Consider the following 13209-nt stretch of genomic DNA (forward strand, 5'->3'; position numbering starts at 1 on the left):
CTCCCCACCAATCGTGTCAAAACGCCGTCCGCGAGCGCAGTGCCGCGGCCAGCGTGCCTTCGTCCAGATAGTCGAGTTCGCCGCCAACCGGCACGCCATGCGCCAGCCGCGTTATCTTGACCTCGAAGCCGGAGATCTGGTCCGTCAGGTAGTGCGCGGTGGTCTGGCCCTCGACGGTTGCGTTGACGGCAAGGATGACCTCCTTCACCTCACCGCCGGCGATGCGGTCGATCAGCGAGCGGATGTTGAGCTGGTCGGGGCCAATGCCATCGAGCGGCGACAGCGTGCCGCCAAGCACGTGGTAGCGCACATTCATTGCCGCCGCGCGCTCCAGTGCCCAGAGATCCGAGACGTCCTCGACGATGATCAGGGTGGCGGGATCGCGACGTGGGTCGGTGCAGATCATGCACGGGTCTGAGGTGTCGACATTGCCGCAGGTGGAACAGATGCGCACCTTGTCGGCGGCCTCGCCCATGGCGGCGGCCAGCGGCGACAGCAACTGTTCCTTCTTCTTGATCAGATGCAGTGCCGCGCGCCGCGCCGAACGGGGGCCAAGTCCCGGCACCTTGGCCAGGAGTTGGATCAGGCGTTCGATCTCGGGACCGGCGATTCGCTTGGACATCGCTCTGATCTAGGATTTTTCAGAGCGCTTTGAAACATCCCGCATCGGTGCGGATAAGCCATACTGACACGCCGCTATCGATGTGCGGATCAATTGGTTTCGAGCGGACGACCCTGGCTGACGATCATCGCGCCGATGGCGTCGGTGTTCTCGGGCGTCGACTGGAAGCCCATCGCCGCTTCCTGCGGCGCGCCCTCAACCGAGGAGATGACCCTTTTGTTCGAGGTTCCGCTGTTCAGGGTTCCGCCGAAACGGGCGGCATCCGGTTCTTCCATCGGCTCCTGCATGGCAACTTCCACCGGCTTCGCCGAAACCCGCGCCGACTTTGCCGTCGGCGCCGCGGCTGCCGTCACATAGGTCTGCTCGGCCGGAGCGGTGCGGGCGGCCTTGCCGGGACGTACCGGCTCCGCCGCGGCGGTCATGTAGACCTGCTGGGCTGGAGCGGTGCGACCGGAAGTCTTGGCTACGGATACGGGCTCGGCGGAAGCGACACGCGTCGCGGATACTCCCGGCAACGCAGCCGGCTGCTCGGCCGAGGCAACCATCGGCTCATCGGGAAGCGGCTGCCAGTTGCGGCCGCGCTTCTCGTAGAAGGCGTTGCCGCCGGCAACCATTGTGTAGTGCATGTTCTTGTAGGGAAAGCGGAGGCCCGCGGTGTGGAAATACATCGTGTTCTTGAGCTTGGCCTTGCGCTCGCCCTTGAGCACCGCGTCGGCGGCCTCCTCGACATCGGGCATCGCGCGCGAATTCATCGATCTGGTCATGACGCCTGGCGCGAACTGCCCGGGCTCACCCACGACTTCGCAGATGGTGCTGCCATGATTGCCGGAGCGCAGCCGGTTCATCACCACCGTGCCGACGGCGATCATGCCGTCGCGGCTCGACCGGTTGGATTCGAAGAACATCGCCCGTTCCAGACATTCCCTGTCCTTCGGCGTGTGGCTATAGGCGCGCGAACTCAGGAAACTCGGCGTGATGGCGTCGGTCAGGCTGGCGACGGACATGCCGTGCGAGGTGGTCTGGCTGCAAGCGGCCAAGAAAAGGGGAGACGTGACGACGCCGAGCAACAGCGGCGTCTTCCATCGCATGGCAATCAACAGGTAACCCTCTCACTTCGATGCCCGCCCCCAGGCTGCGGCAAGAATGAGACACTTTCGGGCAAAATGATGGCCAAAACGTTATTAACCACGTACTGTTGCCAAATTGCCACAAAATTGAGGCTTTCCAGATAGTTCGGCCGGCCGTTTCACACAGTTGATGACCGCTCTCTCTTTGTTTCGCCGCAATTCCCCTACGGAAATCCGCACGACGCCTTTTTTGGAACAGGCCTACCGCCCAGCCGCGATTGGTGCCGGCTGACCAGGGTCGAGCTCTTCAACCTTTTCCGAAAACAGGCCACGTCTAAGGAACAATGCGCGCGCCTCCCTTGCCATCGGCGCGATCTTGCCTGGCCAGTCGCTGTCGATGAACTCGGCCTTGGTGAAGTCAGGATTGGTTTCGGAGGCCGCCTCCAGGAATTCGGCGATTTCCAGCACGATCGCGCGCTCGTCCTTCGAAAGCGCCGACGTGCCGGCCTCGATCGACGGGCGGTGCACGAAATCCTCGAACAGGTTGAAGTAGCCCTTGATGCCGACGAGATCGACACCCGCATCGCAATCGGCCAGGATCTCCAGAATCTCGTAGATCCTGTTGCGTATGCGCTGCTCGATCAGTCTTTCGGAGGGCTCGTCGGCCATAAGCGCACCGAACGCTAGAACGGCAGTTTCATTCCCGGCGGTATGGGCAGGCCCGATGTCAGCGCCTTGGTCTTTTCCTGCATGATCTGCTCGACCTTGGCCTTGGCGTCATTGTGGGCGGCAAGGATCAAATCCTCGAGGATTTCGACCTCGTCTTCCTTGAACAGGGACGGGTCGATCTTCAGCGACTTCATGTCGAACTTTCCGCTCAGCGTGACATTGACCAGACCGCCGCCGGCCTGGCCTGAGGCTTCGACCGTGGCGATCTCGTCCTGCATGGCCTGGAACTTGGCCTGCATTTCCTTCGCCTTGCCCATCAGGCCGAGAAGATCTTTCATGGTCCGATCCTTTGCGGATTAGTGCTGGATATCAGGGTTCGTCGTCATCGGACGGCGGCTCGACCGGCATTTCGGCCTCGGTCGTGTCGGCATCCGGTGTCTCGGGTATGCGCACATCGATGATCTTGGCGCCGGGAAAGCGCGCCAGGATGGCGGCGACCGTCGGGTCGTTCCTGGCATCGAGAAAGGCGTTTTCACGCTTCGTCGATTCCATTTCGGCCAGCGTCTGGCCGCCCTCTTCCTTAGACAGCGACACCAGCCAGCTGCGGCCGGTCCAGGCGCGCAGTTTGGTCGTCAGGTCGTTGAGCAGCATCTTGGGCGCGTCATCGGTCAGGCCGACGTCGATGCGGCCGGGCTCGATGCGCACCAGACGGATACAGCTCTTGATCAGGACCTTGAAGGCGATGTCGCGCTTGGCGTCGGCAAGGGCAACGATGTCGGCCAGCGATTTCAGCGGTACGGCTTGCGTCTCCGGCGCCGGCTGCGGAGGCGCGACGAAGGCGACAGGCGCGGGCGTGGCCTCGACCAGCCGCATGGTCTGCGCGCCGCCCGAGCCGCTAGGCATGCGCGCCTGCGCCACGGCGCTGGCGCCATTGCCGCCAGCACCGCCATTGCCGGGGCTCACGGGGCCGGGATTCACGGGCGCACCATTCGGGCGCGGCGTGGCGCCGGTTGCCGCGGCCCCACTCTCCAGCGATCTCAGCGCCTCGTCCAATGTCGGCAGGTCGGCGGCGTGGGCCAGCCGGATCAGCACCATTTCGGCGGCACTGACCGGCCGGTTGGAGGACTGTACCTCGGGAATGCCCTTGAGCAGCATCTGCCAGGTCCGCGACAGCACGCGGACCGACAGCGCGCTGGCGAAATCGGCGCCACGCTGGCGCTCGTCCTGCGACAGCGAGGCATCGTCCATGGCGGTCGGCACGAAACGCAGCCGGGTGACGAGATGGTTGAACTCGGCCAGATCGGTGAGCACGGCGGCCGGATCGGCGCCGGTGTCGTATTGGGCGCGGAATTCGGCGAGTGCCGCCGCCACATCGCCCTTCATGACATATTCGAACAGGTCGACGATGCGGGCGCGGTCGGCAAGGCCCAGCATGGCGCGCACGGCCTCGGCGCTGACGGAGCCGGCGCCGTGGGCGATCGCCTGGTCGAGGATGGAGAGCGAATCGCGGGCGGAGCCTTCAGCCGCGCGCGCGATCATCGCCAGCGCGTCGTCGTCGACCGAAATACCTTCCTTGCCGGCGATCGAGGTGAGATGCGCGACCAGCGCGCCGGCGTCGATGCGCCTCAGGTCGAAACGCTGGCAGCGCGACAGGACGGTGATCGGAACCTTGCGGATTTCGGTGGTGGCGAAGATGAACTTGACGTGCGGCGGCGGCTCTTCCAGCGTCTTCAGCAGGCCGTTGAAGGCCTGCGTCGACAGCATGTGCACTTCGTCGATGATGTAGACCTTGTAGCGGGCAGAGACCGGCGCATAGCGAACGCGCTCGATAATGTCCCTTATGTCGTCGATGCCGGTGTGCGAGGCGGCGTCCATCTCGATGACGTCGACATGGCGGCCTTCCATGATCGCCTGGCAATGCTCGCCGAGCACGGCGAGATCGACCGATGGCTGATCGGTATCGGCGGTCTTGTAGTTCAGGGCCCGCGCCAGGATGCGCGCGGTTGTGGTCTTGCCGACACCGCGCACGCCGGTCAGCATCCAGGCCTGGGCAATACGGCCGGTGGCGAAGGCGTTGGTGAGGGTGCGCACCATCGGCTCCTGGCCGACCAACTCGGAGAAATTCGACGGACGGTATTTGCGCGCCAGCACCCGATAGGCGCCGGCCTTGCCATGCTCCAGGCTTTTCGGTCCCGAATTTCCGGCTTCGCTCATTCGCCCGTTAAGCTCCAAAAGGCCGCGCCCAAAGGCGCCGATTCCTGCGCATAGTCTCGCCCGCGCTGCAATGCGTCGTCAATGTCGCGAGGAGGGCCGATGAGGTGGGAGGCTGGAACAATGACCCGTTCCGGGCTCGTTAGGGCTGCTTCCTTCCGGACCTGACCCGGTTGGCGAGTGGATCGTCCACCACCAACCTCCCGCTGTCCATATCGGCAATTGCGCGACGAAATGCAAGTGCGCAGGCAAATCGGCAGCGAAACCCAAGAGATTCGCTTGCAGCCCCGGTGCAGCCGCTCTAGCGTCCATGGTTTGAGGAAACCAAGAAAAGCAGGGGAAACGCCGATGCTGCCGGGCCTGAAGGCCGGATTCACGCTGGATGCCCGGCTGGAGGCTGACAGCGAGCAGTTGATGTGGCTGGGGCTCTGCGAATTGCGGGTGATGAACGACCGCCGCTGGCCATGGCTGCTCCTGGTGCCGCAGCGGCCGGGCGCGGAGGAAATTCACGACATGACGCCGCTCGACCAGGCGATGCTCACCTTCGAGACCAATATGGTGGCGCAGGCGCTGAAGAAAGTGAGCGGCTGCACCAAGATCAACACCGGCGCGCTCGGCAACATCGTGCGCCAGCTGCATATCCATATCATCGCGCGGTCCGAGGGCGATCCCGGCTGGCCCGGCCCGGTATGGGGGCATGGCCTGCGCGAGCCCTATCAGCGTTCCGACCTGCGCCGGTTTGCCGAAACGATAAGGGCAGCGCTATAAGCCTCCCTGTGTTCATTCAAAAACACGTCCATCCCAAGCATGTCCATCCCAAAGCACCAGAGTCCATATGAGCTTCCGCCTGTTTGACGCGCCCCTGCGCGAGCCGAGCCAGTTCGTCGGCTTTGCCGGCAACACGATCGACCGGCAATCCGAGAACCGCGCCGACGATTCGGTCGACAAGGCGCTGGCCGATCCGACGACGCGACTGCTTTTGATGAATGGCGGGCGGCTCTACCTGAAGCTCGCGGATGGCGGTTTCGACCCCTGGTACCGCGTCGCCGAGAGCCAGCCTTTCGAGCCTTCCTTCGACCAGGGCGTGCTGCTCGGCTTTTCCGAACAGAGGCCGGTGCTGGCGGTGCTGGCCGGCATCGATGCCGAACGGCTGCCCGAAACCGTCAAGGCGATCGACTACCGCTCGGTCTACATGCAAGGGCTGATCGACGAGGCCGCTGCCGGCGCGATGGCGCAGGGCGCGGCCCTGCTCGCCTGGCACGCCAGCCACCGCTTCTGCAGCAAATGCGGCAGCGAGTCACAGATGCGGGCCGGCGGCTACAAACGCCATTGCCCGAATTGCGGCACCGAGCATTTTCCACGCACCGACCCGGTGGCGATCATGCTGACGGCGACGCGGGAGAAATGCCTGCTGGGGCGTGGCCGGCACTTCGCTCCCGGCATGTATTCGGCACTTGCCGGCTTCATCGAGCCGGGCGAGACGATCGAGGCGGCGGTGCGCCGCGAAACGCTGGAAGAGGCCGGCATCCGGCTCGGCCGGGTCGTCTACCATGCGAGCCAGCCCTGGCCCTTCCCCTATTCGCTGATGATCGGATGCTTCGGCGAACCGCTCAACGAGGACATCCAGGCCGATCTCACCGAATTGGAGGATTGCCGCTGGTTCTTGCGCGACGAGGTGCGCCTGATGCTGGACCGGACGCACCCCGACACCCTGGTCACGCCGCCGAAAGGCGCCATCGCGCACCATCTCATCCGCGCCTGGGTCGACAGCGAATAGCGAACACCGAAAGATATTGCAGGAGAGGCAAATGATCCGTCACACCGTCGTCTTCACGCTGAAGCATCCGCCGCACTCGCTTGAGGAAAAGCGGTTCCTCGTCGATGCCAGGAAGATTCTCACCGCGATCCGGGGCGTCACGCATTTCGAGCAATTGCGGCAGATCAGCCCCAAGAACGACTATCAGTTCGGCTTCTCGATGGAGTTCGCCGACCAGGCCGCCTACACCAGGTACAACGACCATCCCGATCATGTCGCCTTCGTGCGCGACCGCTGGGTGCCGGAGGTCGCGAAATTTCTCGAGATCGATTACGTGCCGCTGGGCTGGTAGCTCAGTCCGCAACCTTCCACTGCTCGCGCGACTCGCTGGCCGGATAGACGCCGAGAATCCGTACCTCGCGCGAGAAGAACCGCAGTTCGTCCAGCGCCAGCTTGACCAGCGGATCGTCGGGATGGCCCTCGATATCGGCGTAAAACAGCGTCGCCGTGAAGGCGCCGAGCTGGTAGCTCTCGAGCTTGGTCATGTTGATGCCGTTGGTGGCGAAGCCGCCCATCGCCTTGTAGAGCGCGGCCGGCACGTTGCGGACGCGAAAGATGAAAGTCGTCATCATCTTGACGTCGGGTGACGGCCGCTCGGCCCATTGCTTGCTCTTGGTCAGGACGACGAAGCGGGTGACGTTGCTGTCGGTGTCCTCGACATTCTCCTCGATGATGTCGAGCCCGTAGAGCGCTGCTGCCAACGCCGGCGACAATGCCGCCATGGTGCGGTCCTTAACCTCGGAGACCATTTTGGCGGCGCCCGCCGTGTCCCCCGCGACTACTCCCTTCCAGCCGTTCTTGCGGATGTATTTGCGGCACTGGCCAAGCGCGTGGATGTGGGTGTGCACGGTCTTGATCTCGTCGCGCTTGACGCCCGGCAGCACCATCAGCTGGAAATGGATCGGCAGGAAATATTCGCCGACGATGTGCAGTTTCGATTCGGGCAGGAGATGGTGAATGTCGGCGACGCGCCCGGCGATGGTGTTCTCGATCGGGATCATGGCAAGATCGGCCTTGCCGGTCTCGACGGCATTGAACGCGTCTTCGAAGGTCGGGCACGGCAACGGCTCCATCGACGGGTAAACGTTGCGGCTGGCTGTGTCGGAATTGGCGCCGGGCTCGCCCTGGAAGGATATTCTGTTGGTCTTTTCAGGCATGCTGATATCTCAGTTTGAAAGGATTTGCCTGGCCCGGTCCAGGTCTTCAGGCGTGTCGACGCCGAGCGGCAGCGACTGGACGATCTCGGCGTCGATGCGCATGCCGGCTTCCAGCGCCCGCAACTGCTCCAGCCGTTCGCGGCGCTCCAGCGGCGACGGCTTGAGCGCCACGAAACGCTCGAGCGCCGCGCGCCGATAGGCGTAGAGGCCGACATGATGGTAGAGCGGCCCCTCGCCCCAAGGAGCGGTGGCGCGGCTGAAATACAGTGCCCGCAGCCTCGTGGCCGACAGCGGCGAGCCGACGATCTTGACGACGTTAGGATTGGTCTTTTCCGCCTCGCGCACGATCTCGACGCCGAGCGTGGCGATATCCACCGAGATGTCCTCGAACGGCCTGAGCGAGGCGGCGATGATGGCTGGATCGATGGTCGGCAGGTCGCCCTGCACATTGACGATCATTTCGACCTCGCCCCGGGGGTCGAGTGTCAACAGCGCCTCGTGGATGCGGTCGGAACCGGATTCATGGTCGATACGCGTCATGATGGCGTCGAAACCGTGCACGCGCACTGCTTCTGCAACGCTTTGCGTGTCGGTCGCCACCACCACCCGGCCCAACCCGGCTTCGGCGGCGCGGCGCGCCACATGGACGATCATCGGCGCGCCGGCGATATCGGCCAGCGGCTTGCCCGGCAGGCGGGTCGAGGCCATGCGGGCCGGTATCAGGATCAAGGTGGACATCGGTCTGCCGAGGCGTTCGAAAAGAGGACAAGGAAAAGTGGCAAAAGGTCTCACTGGAAGCGCCCTTATAGGTGTTGCAACGCTGGAGCAAAAGACCTAGTTTCCGCCCGATTTGACCGGCTCTGGAGGGCGGGTCTCGATACCGACGGACGGAGTGGACGGTTCGGTCCGCCGGAAAAGGGAGCAAGGGGCGTATGGATTCCAACGAAGTCAACAAACTGCTCGCCGGATTGCTCGGAACCGTTTTCGTCGTCTTCTCGGTCGGCATTGTGTCGGACGCGCTGTTTGCCTCGCCGGCGCCGGAAAAGCCCGGCTTCGCCATCGAGGCCGCGGAGCCCGCCGAAGGCGACGCTGCCGCGCCGGCCGCCGCAGCCAAGCCGATCGCCGAGCTCTTGGCGACCGCCAATGTCGAGGCCGGTGCTGCTGTCTTCAAGAAGTGCCAGGCCTGCCATTCCGGCGAAAAGGGCGGCCCCAACAAGGTCGGCCCGGATCTGTGGGATCTCGTCGATCGCCCCGTCGCCGAACATGAAGGCTTCGCCTACTCGGCCGGCATGAAGGAATTCTCCAAGGGCGGCACCGAGAAGTGGACCTACGACAACATCAACCACTTCATCACTTCGCCCAAGAAATTCGTGAAGGGCACGGCCATGGGCTTTGCCGGCCTGCCCAAGGACGAGGACCGCGCCAACGTCATCGCCTATCTGCGCACGCTATCGGACAATCCGAAGCCGCTGCCGGCACCGGGTGCCGCCGCGGATGCCTCCGCGCCCGCCAAGCCGGCGGATGGGGCGGCTCCCGCGAAACCGGCCGACGGCGCAGCACCTGCCAAGCCCGCGGCGCCAGCCGCCCCGGCAGCGCCAGCTCCCGCACCGGCCCCTGCCCAATAACCAGACTGTTATCTCGACGATCTTGAAAAAGCCGGGTTCAGTCCGGCTTTTTTGTTGGGAAAATGCCTGATGCGGCGACAAAGCCGGCGCATTGCGGTTTTCATGAGCGCCAAATCATCTAGGATCGCCCTTCAGGATGTTCTGGCGCGCATCGCGAAGAGGATAGTGCATGACGGTTGGCCGAGCGCTTCTTAAATCGTTGCTGGCGGCGGCCCTGCTGGCGGCGGGATTGCAGGCGAGCCAAGCCGACGAATGGCGAACCACCTCATCGCTGATCGGCGAATCCAAATACGGCGACAATTTCCAACATTACGACTACGTCAATCCGAATGCGCCCAAAGGTGGCACCTTCAATTCGGTGCTGCTCGGCACCTATGACAGCTTCAATCCCTATGTCGTCCAGGGATCACCAGCGGCGGGCCTGGTCGGCTTCGGCGGCGGCCTGCTCTACGACACGCTGATGGAGCAAGCGACCGATGAGGGCAGCGTCAGCCATCCTCTGATCGCCGACGCCTACAAATACCCGGCCGATTATTCCTCGGCGACTTACCGGCTCGACCCGCGCGCCAAATGGCATGACGGCCAGCCGATCACCGTGGACGACGTGATCTGGTCGTTCCAGGTGCTGAAGGCGAACAGCCCGCAATACAGCCGCTATTTCGAGAACGTCACCGATGCGGTGGCGATCTCCGACCGCGAGGTCGAATTCCATTTCAACCAGAAGGGCAACCGGGAACTGCCGAAGATCCTTGGCGATCTTGCCGTGCTGCCGAAACATTGGTGGGAAGGCACGGACGCCAACGGCAAGAAGCGCGACGTCACCAGGCCGACGCTGGAAATTCCGCTCGGCTCGGCCGCCTACAAGATTGCCAGCTTCAAACCGGGATCGGAAATCGTATGGCAGCGCGTGCCCGATTATTGGGCGGCCAAGCTGCCGGTGAAGATCGGTCGCGAGAATTTCGACACGCGCCGATACACCTACATTCTCGACGACAATGCCGCTTGGCTTGCCTTCACCAAGGGCGGACTGGAAGACGTCAACCGCGAATACAGCTCTCGCAAATGGGCGACAGCCTATAATTTCCCGGCCGTCCAGGCCGGCGACGTCATCAAGAAGGACTTCCAGACCAAATCGCCACAGCCGATGCAGGGCTTTGTGCTCAACCAGAGGCGGCCGCTGTTCCAGGACCGGCTGGTCCGCCAGGCACTGACCATCCCGTTCGATTTCGAAAGCATGAATCGCACCCTGTTCTTCGGCTTCAACACCCGCACATCGAGCTATTTCCAGGGTACCGAACTGGCGTCCAGCGGATTGCCGCAAGGCAAGGAACTGGAAATCCTAGAAAAATACCGCGACAAGCTGCCGCCGGAACTGTTCACACAGGAATTCAAGCTACCCGTCTACGACTCGCCGCAAGCGGAGCGAAAATATCTGAAGCAGGCCGTCGACCTGTTCGCCAAGGCCGGATGGGTCATCAAAGGCGGCAAGATGGTCAACGCCAAGACAGGCGCGCCGTTCAAGTTCGAGATCCTCGGCTGGAACGAGACCGACCAGGTGATCGCCAGTCCCTATGTTGCCAACCTGCGCAAGATCGGCGTCGACGCCACCCTGCGCATCATCGATCAGACGCAGTACACCAACCGCGTCAACAATTTCGATTTCGATGTCGTGACGGGTCTGTTCGGCCAGTCGGAGTCGCCTGGCAATGAGCAGCGCGATTTCTGGAGTTCGAAGGCCGCCGACGTGCCCGGTTCGCGCAACCTGATGGGCATCAAGGATCCAATCGTCGACGCACTGGTCGATCGCATCATTTTCGCCACCGATCGCGATGATCTGGTCGCGGCCACACACGCACTCGACCGCATCCTGCTGTGGAACTTCTACGTCGTGCCGCAATATTACCGCTCGGCCGTCTGGTTGGCCTATTGGAACAAGTTCAAGTTCCCCGACAAGCAGCCTGCCTATGTCGGCGCCGACATCGATTCCTGGTGGATCGATCTCGACAAGGAAAAGGCCCTGGCGGCCAAGTACAAGGGCGGTAATTGATGGGGCGGCAATCGATGACGGCCCTGCCCCGCCGCGACTTTCTCGCTCTTGGCGCAGCTGCCGCTGCCGCCGCCTTGCTGCCAGGCAGGGCTTTCGCCGCCAACCCGGCCGGCACCAAACTGCACGGTCTCTCGGCCTTTGGCGACCTCAAATACAGGCCGGACTTCATGCATTTCGACTACGTCGACGTCAATGCACCGACCGGAGGCATCTTCAACTTCGCTCCGCCGAATTGGGATTACAACCAGAGCACGGAGACCTTCAACACGCTGAATGCCTTCACCTTGAAGGGCGATGCGCCACCTCGCATGGAGATGTGTTTCGACGCGTTGATGGTGGCGGCGCTGGATGAGCCGGACGCCGTCTACGGCCAGCTTGCCGAAAGCGTGACCATTTCGGACGACCGCAACAGTTTCGAGTTTGCACTTCGGCCCGAAGCCCGCTTCCATGATAGCACACCGCTGACGGCCGAGGATGCGGCCTTCACCTTCAAGCTGTTCAGGGACCAGGGCCATCCGAAACTCTCGGTGGCACTGAAGTTCCTTGTCGACGCGGTCGTCGTCGACGTGCACACCTTGCGGCTCATTTTCTCCGGCAAACAATCCGACCGCACCGTGCTGAATGTCGTCCAGTTCCCGATCCTGTCGAAGGCCTTCTACACAGCCAATCCCTTCGACAGTTCGCAATTGAACCCGCCTCTCGGGTCCGGCGCGTACAGGGTTGGGCGCTTCTCGGCCGGGACATCGATCGAGTACGACCGCGTCGCCGACTATTGGGGCCGCGACCTCCCGGTCAATCGCGGCCAGAACAATTTCGATATTATTCGCATCGAGTTCTACCAAAACCGTACGGCCGCCTTCGAGGCTTTCAAGAAAGGCGAGATCACCTACCGCGAGGAATTTACCTCACGAGTCTGGGCGACAGCCTATGACTTTCCGGCCTTGGCCGCCGGCAAGGTGATCAAGCACGAATTCCCCGCCGAGAAGCGGCCGTCCATGCAGGCCACGGCCGTCAACCAGCGGCGCGAGCAGTTTCGCGATCCCAGGGTGCGGCAGGCGATTGCGCTGTGCTTCGATTTCGAATGGACGCGACGCAACTTCTTCTACGGTTCCTACGAGCGCTCGCAATCCTGCTTCGAGAAATCGGATTTTCGCGCAGACGGGCTGCCTTCGCCGCAAGAACTGGCTTTGTTGGAGCCGCTGCGCGCTCAGCTCCCGGCTGAAGTCTTCGGCACGGCTGTCACTCTGCCCGCGTCCGATGGCTCCGGCCGCGACCGCAAGCTGCTTGGCCAGGCGGCAAAGCTTCTGGCCGCAGCAGGCTGGAAACGGTCGGGTGACTTCGTTGTCAATGACAAGGGCGGCAGGCTTTCGGCCGAGTTCATGGTCGACGACGATACCTTCGTTCAGGTCTATTCGCCATGGGTCGCCAACATGAAGGCTATCGGTCTCGACGCCACGATCCGGCTGGTCGATTCGGCGCAATACCAGGCAAGACAGGCGACGTTCGATTTCGATCTGCTGTCGGCCGCTTTCTCGTTCAGCGCGACGCCGACGCGCGACGACCTGGAAGTCTTCTTCCATTCGAGCACCGCCGGCGTCTCCGGTTCCCGTAACTTGCCGGGTATCTCCGATCCCGCCATCGACGCGCTGATCAACGCCGTGGGCGCGGCAAAGGACCGTGAAAACCTGACTGTCGCCATGCGGGCACTCGACCGGGTCTTGCGCGCGCGGTGCGATTGGATTCCAAGTTGGTTCCTGGCGAATCACCGAAGCGCCTATTGGGACATGTTCGGCTTTCCTGAGCAAAAGCCCGATTTCGGCTTTCCGGTCGAGGCGCTATGGTGGTTCGATAAGGGCAAGGCGGCAAAAATTGGCAAAGGCTGAATTTCTTGCGGGCGTTGGCGCTGCCCCTCACCTGCCTGCCGGCATCCTCTCCCCGTATAGGGACGGGGAGAGGGGTGCTCTAATCAGTGATTTCGCCAACTACAAGCGTCGG

The 13209-nt window shown here is 62.9% G+C and carries 13 protein-coding genes and 1 other RNA gene; 6 read left to right on the forward strand and 8 right to left on the reverse strand.

All coding sequences use genetic code 11. From position 1 onward, the window contains the following. Nucleotides 1-16: 16 nt before the first annotated feature. The 6 genes from recR to ffs form a co-directional block, all read right to left on the reverse strand. Nucleotides 17-622: a recombination mediator RecR gene (recR, locus tag LB564_RS07330; protein WP_224536200.1), complete on the reverse strand. Its 606-nt coding sequence runs from the start codon at nucleotides 620-622 to the stop codon at nucleotides 17-19. A gap of 89 nt (nucleotides 623-711) precedes the next feature. Further along, complete coding sequence (locus tag LB564_RS07335) at nucleotides 712-1719, reverse strand: cell wall hydrolase (RefSeq protein WP_224536201.1); 1008 nt, start codon at nucleotides 1717-1719, stop codon at nucleotides 712-714. A gap of 231 nt (nucleotides 1720-1950) precedes the next feature. Beyond that, nucleotides 1951-2358, reverse strand: coding sequence for a hypothetical protein (locus LB564_RS07340; protein ID WP_140706316.1), 408 nt, complete (start codon nucleotides 2356-2358; stop codon nucleotides 1951-1953). Between the two features lie 14 nt (nucleotides 2359-2372). After that, nucleotides 2373-2696, reverse strand: a complete 324-nt coding sequence (locus LB564_RS07345; RefSeq protein ID WP_224536203.1) for a YbaB/EbfC family nucleoid-associated protein — start codon at nucleotides 2694-2696, stop codon at nucleotides 2373-2375. Between the two features lie 31 nt (nucleotides 2697-2727). Continuing rightward, nucleotides 2728-4572 carry a DNA polymerase III subunit gamma/tau gene (locus tag LB564_RS07350; protein WP_224536205.1) on the reverse strand — a complete coding sequence of 615 codons (1845 nt, stop codon included), beginning with the start codon at nucleotides 4570-4572 and terminating at the stop codon, nucleotides 2728-2730. Between the two features lie 104 nt (nucleotides 4573-4676). Continuing rightward, nucleotides 4677-4773, reverse strand: an RNA gene (ffs, locus tag LB564_RS07355) — signal recognition particle sRNA small type. A 144-nt stretch (nucleotides 4774-4917) separates the two neighbouring features. On the opposite strand from ffs, the gene LB564_RS07360 reads away from it, so the two are divergent. The 3 genes from LB564_RS07360 (at nucleotide 4918) to LB564_RS07370 (ending at nucleotide 6677) form a co-directional block, all read left to right on the forward strand. Then, complete coding sequence (locus tag LB564_RS07360) at nucleotides 4918-5337, forward strand: HIT domain-containing protein (protein ID WP_027052531.1); 420 nt, start codon at nucleotides 4918-4920, stop codon at nucleotides 5335-5337. A gap of 67 nt (nucleotides 5338-5404) precedes the next feature. Further along, nucleotides 5405-6346, forward strand: coding sequence for an NAD(+) diphosphatase (gene nudC, locus LB564_RS07365; protein ID WP_224536208.1), 942 nt, complete (start codon nucleotides 5405-5407; stop codon nucleotides 6344-6346). 31 nt (nucleotides 6347-6377) lie between these two features. Further along, entirely contained in the window at nucleotides 6378-6677 is a 300-nt protein-coding gene (locus tag LB564_RS07370; RefSeq protein ID WP_224536209.1) for a Dabb family protein, read from the forward strand. A 1-nt stretch (nucleotide 6678) separates the two neighbouring features. Here LB564_RS07370 and LB564_RS07375 read toward each other — a convergent pair whose 3' ends face one another. Both LB564_RS07375 and LB564_RS07380 read right to left on the reverse strand, forming a co-directional pair. Next, entirely contained in the window at nucleotides 6679-7542 is an 864-nt protein-coding gene (locus tag LB564_RS07375; RefSeq protein WP_140706325.1) for a prephenate dehydratase, read from the reverse strand. Between the two features lie 9 nt (nucleotides 7543-7551). Then, a complete protein-coding gene (locus tag LB564_RS07380; RefSeq protein ID WP_224536211.1) occupies nucleotides 7552-8280 on the reverse strand; it encodes a 3-deoxy-manno-octulosonate cytidylyltransferase in 729 nt (242 codons plus the stop codon). Nucleotides 8281-8474: 194 nt separating this feature from the next. Here LB564_RS07380 and LB564_RS07385 point away from each other — a divergent pair, with 194 nt between their 5' ends. The 3 genes from LB564_RS07385 (at nucleotide 8475) to LB564_RS07395 (ending at nucleotide 13097) form a co-directional block, all read left to right on the forward strand. Beyond that, entirely contained in the window at nucleotides 8475-9167 is a 693-nt protein-coding gene (locus LB564_RS07385) for a c-type cytochrome (RefSeq protein ID WP_224536213.1), read from the forward strand. A 169-nt stretch (nucleotides 9168-9336) separates the two neighbouring features. Beyond that, nucleotides 9337-11214, forward strand: coding sequence for an extracellular solute-binding protein (locus LB564_RS07390; protein WP_224536214.1), 1878 nt, complete (start codon nucleotides 9337-9339; stop codon nucleotides 11212-11214). Nucleotides 11215-11228: 14 nt separating this feature from the next. After that, on the forward strand, nucleotides 11229-13097 hold the full coding sequence (locus LB564_RS07395) for an extracellular solute-binding protein (RefSeq protein WP_224536216.1): 1869 nt from the start codon (nucleotides 11229-11231) through the stop codon (nucleotides 13095-13097). Nucleotides 13098-13209: the final 112 nt, after the last annotated feature.

The sequence above is a fragment of the Mesorhizobium sp. ES1-6 genome (assembly GCF_020164775.1).
In the GTDB taxonomy this organism is placed as follows: domain Bacteria; phylum Pseudomonadota; class Alphaproteobacteria; order Rhizobiales; family Rhizobiaceae; genus Mesorhizobium.

Coding starts and splice junctions, on each gene's coding strand:
- recR (WP_224536200.1), bottom strand. CDS start 622: ATGTCCAAGCGAATCGCCGGTCCCGAGATCGAACGCCTGATCCAACTC.
- LB564_RS07340 (WP_140706316.1), bottom strand. CDS start 2,358: ATGGCCGACGAGCCCTCCGAAAGACTGATCGAGCAGCGCATACGCAAC.
- LB564_RS07345 (WP_224536203.1), bottom strand. CDS start 2,696: ATGAAAGATCTTCTCGGCCTGATGGGCAAGGCGAAGGAAATGCAGGCC.
- LB564_RS07350 (WP_224536205.1), bottom strand. CDS start 4,572: ATGAGCGAAGCCGGAAATTCGGGACCGAAAAGCCTGGAGCATGGCAAG.
- LB564_RS07360 (WP_027052531.1), top strand. CDS start 4,918: ATGCTGCCGGGCCTGAAGGCCGGATTCACGCTGGATGCCCGGCTGGAG.
- nudC (WP_224536208.1), top strand. CDS start 5,405: ATGAGCTTCCGCCTGTTTGACGCGCCCCTGCGCGAGCCGAGCCAGTTC.
- LB564_RS07370 (WP_224536209.1), top strand. CDS start 6,378: ATGATCCGTCACACCGTCGTCTTCACGCTGAAGCATCCGCCGCACTCG.
- LB564_RS07375 (WP_140706325.1), bottom strand. CDS start 7,542: ATGCCTGAAAAGACCAACAGAATATCCTTCCAGGGCGAGCCCGGCGCC.
- LB564_RS07380 (WP_224536211.1), bottom strand. CDS start 8,280: ATGTCCACCTTGATCCTGATACCGGCCCGCATGGCCTCGACCCGCCTG.
- LB564_RS07385 (WP_224536213.1), top strand. CDS start 8,475: ATGGATTCCAACGAAGTCAACAAACTGCTCGCCGGATTGCTCGGAACC.
- LB564_RS07390 (WP_224536214.1), top strand. CDS start 9,337: ATGACGGTTGGCCGAGCGCTTCTTAAATCGTTGCTGGCGGCGGCCCTG.
- LB564_RS07395 (WP_224536216.1), top strand. CDS start 11,229: ATGACGGCCCTGCCCCGCCGCGACTTTCTCGCTCTTGGCGCAGCTGCC.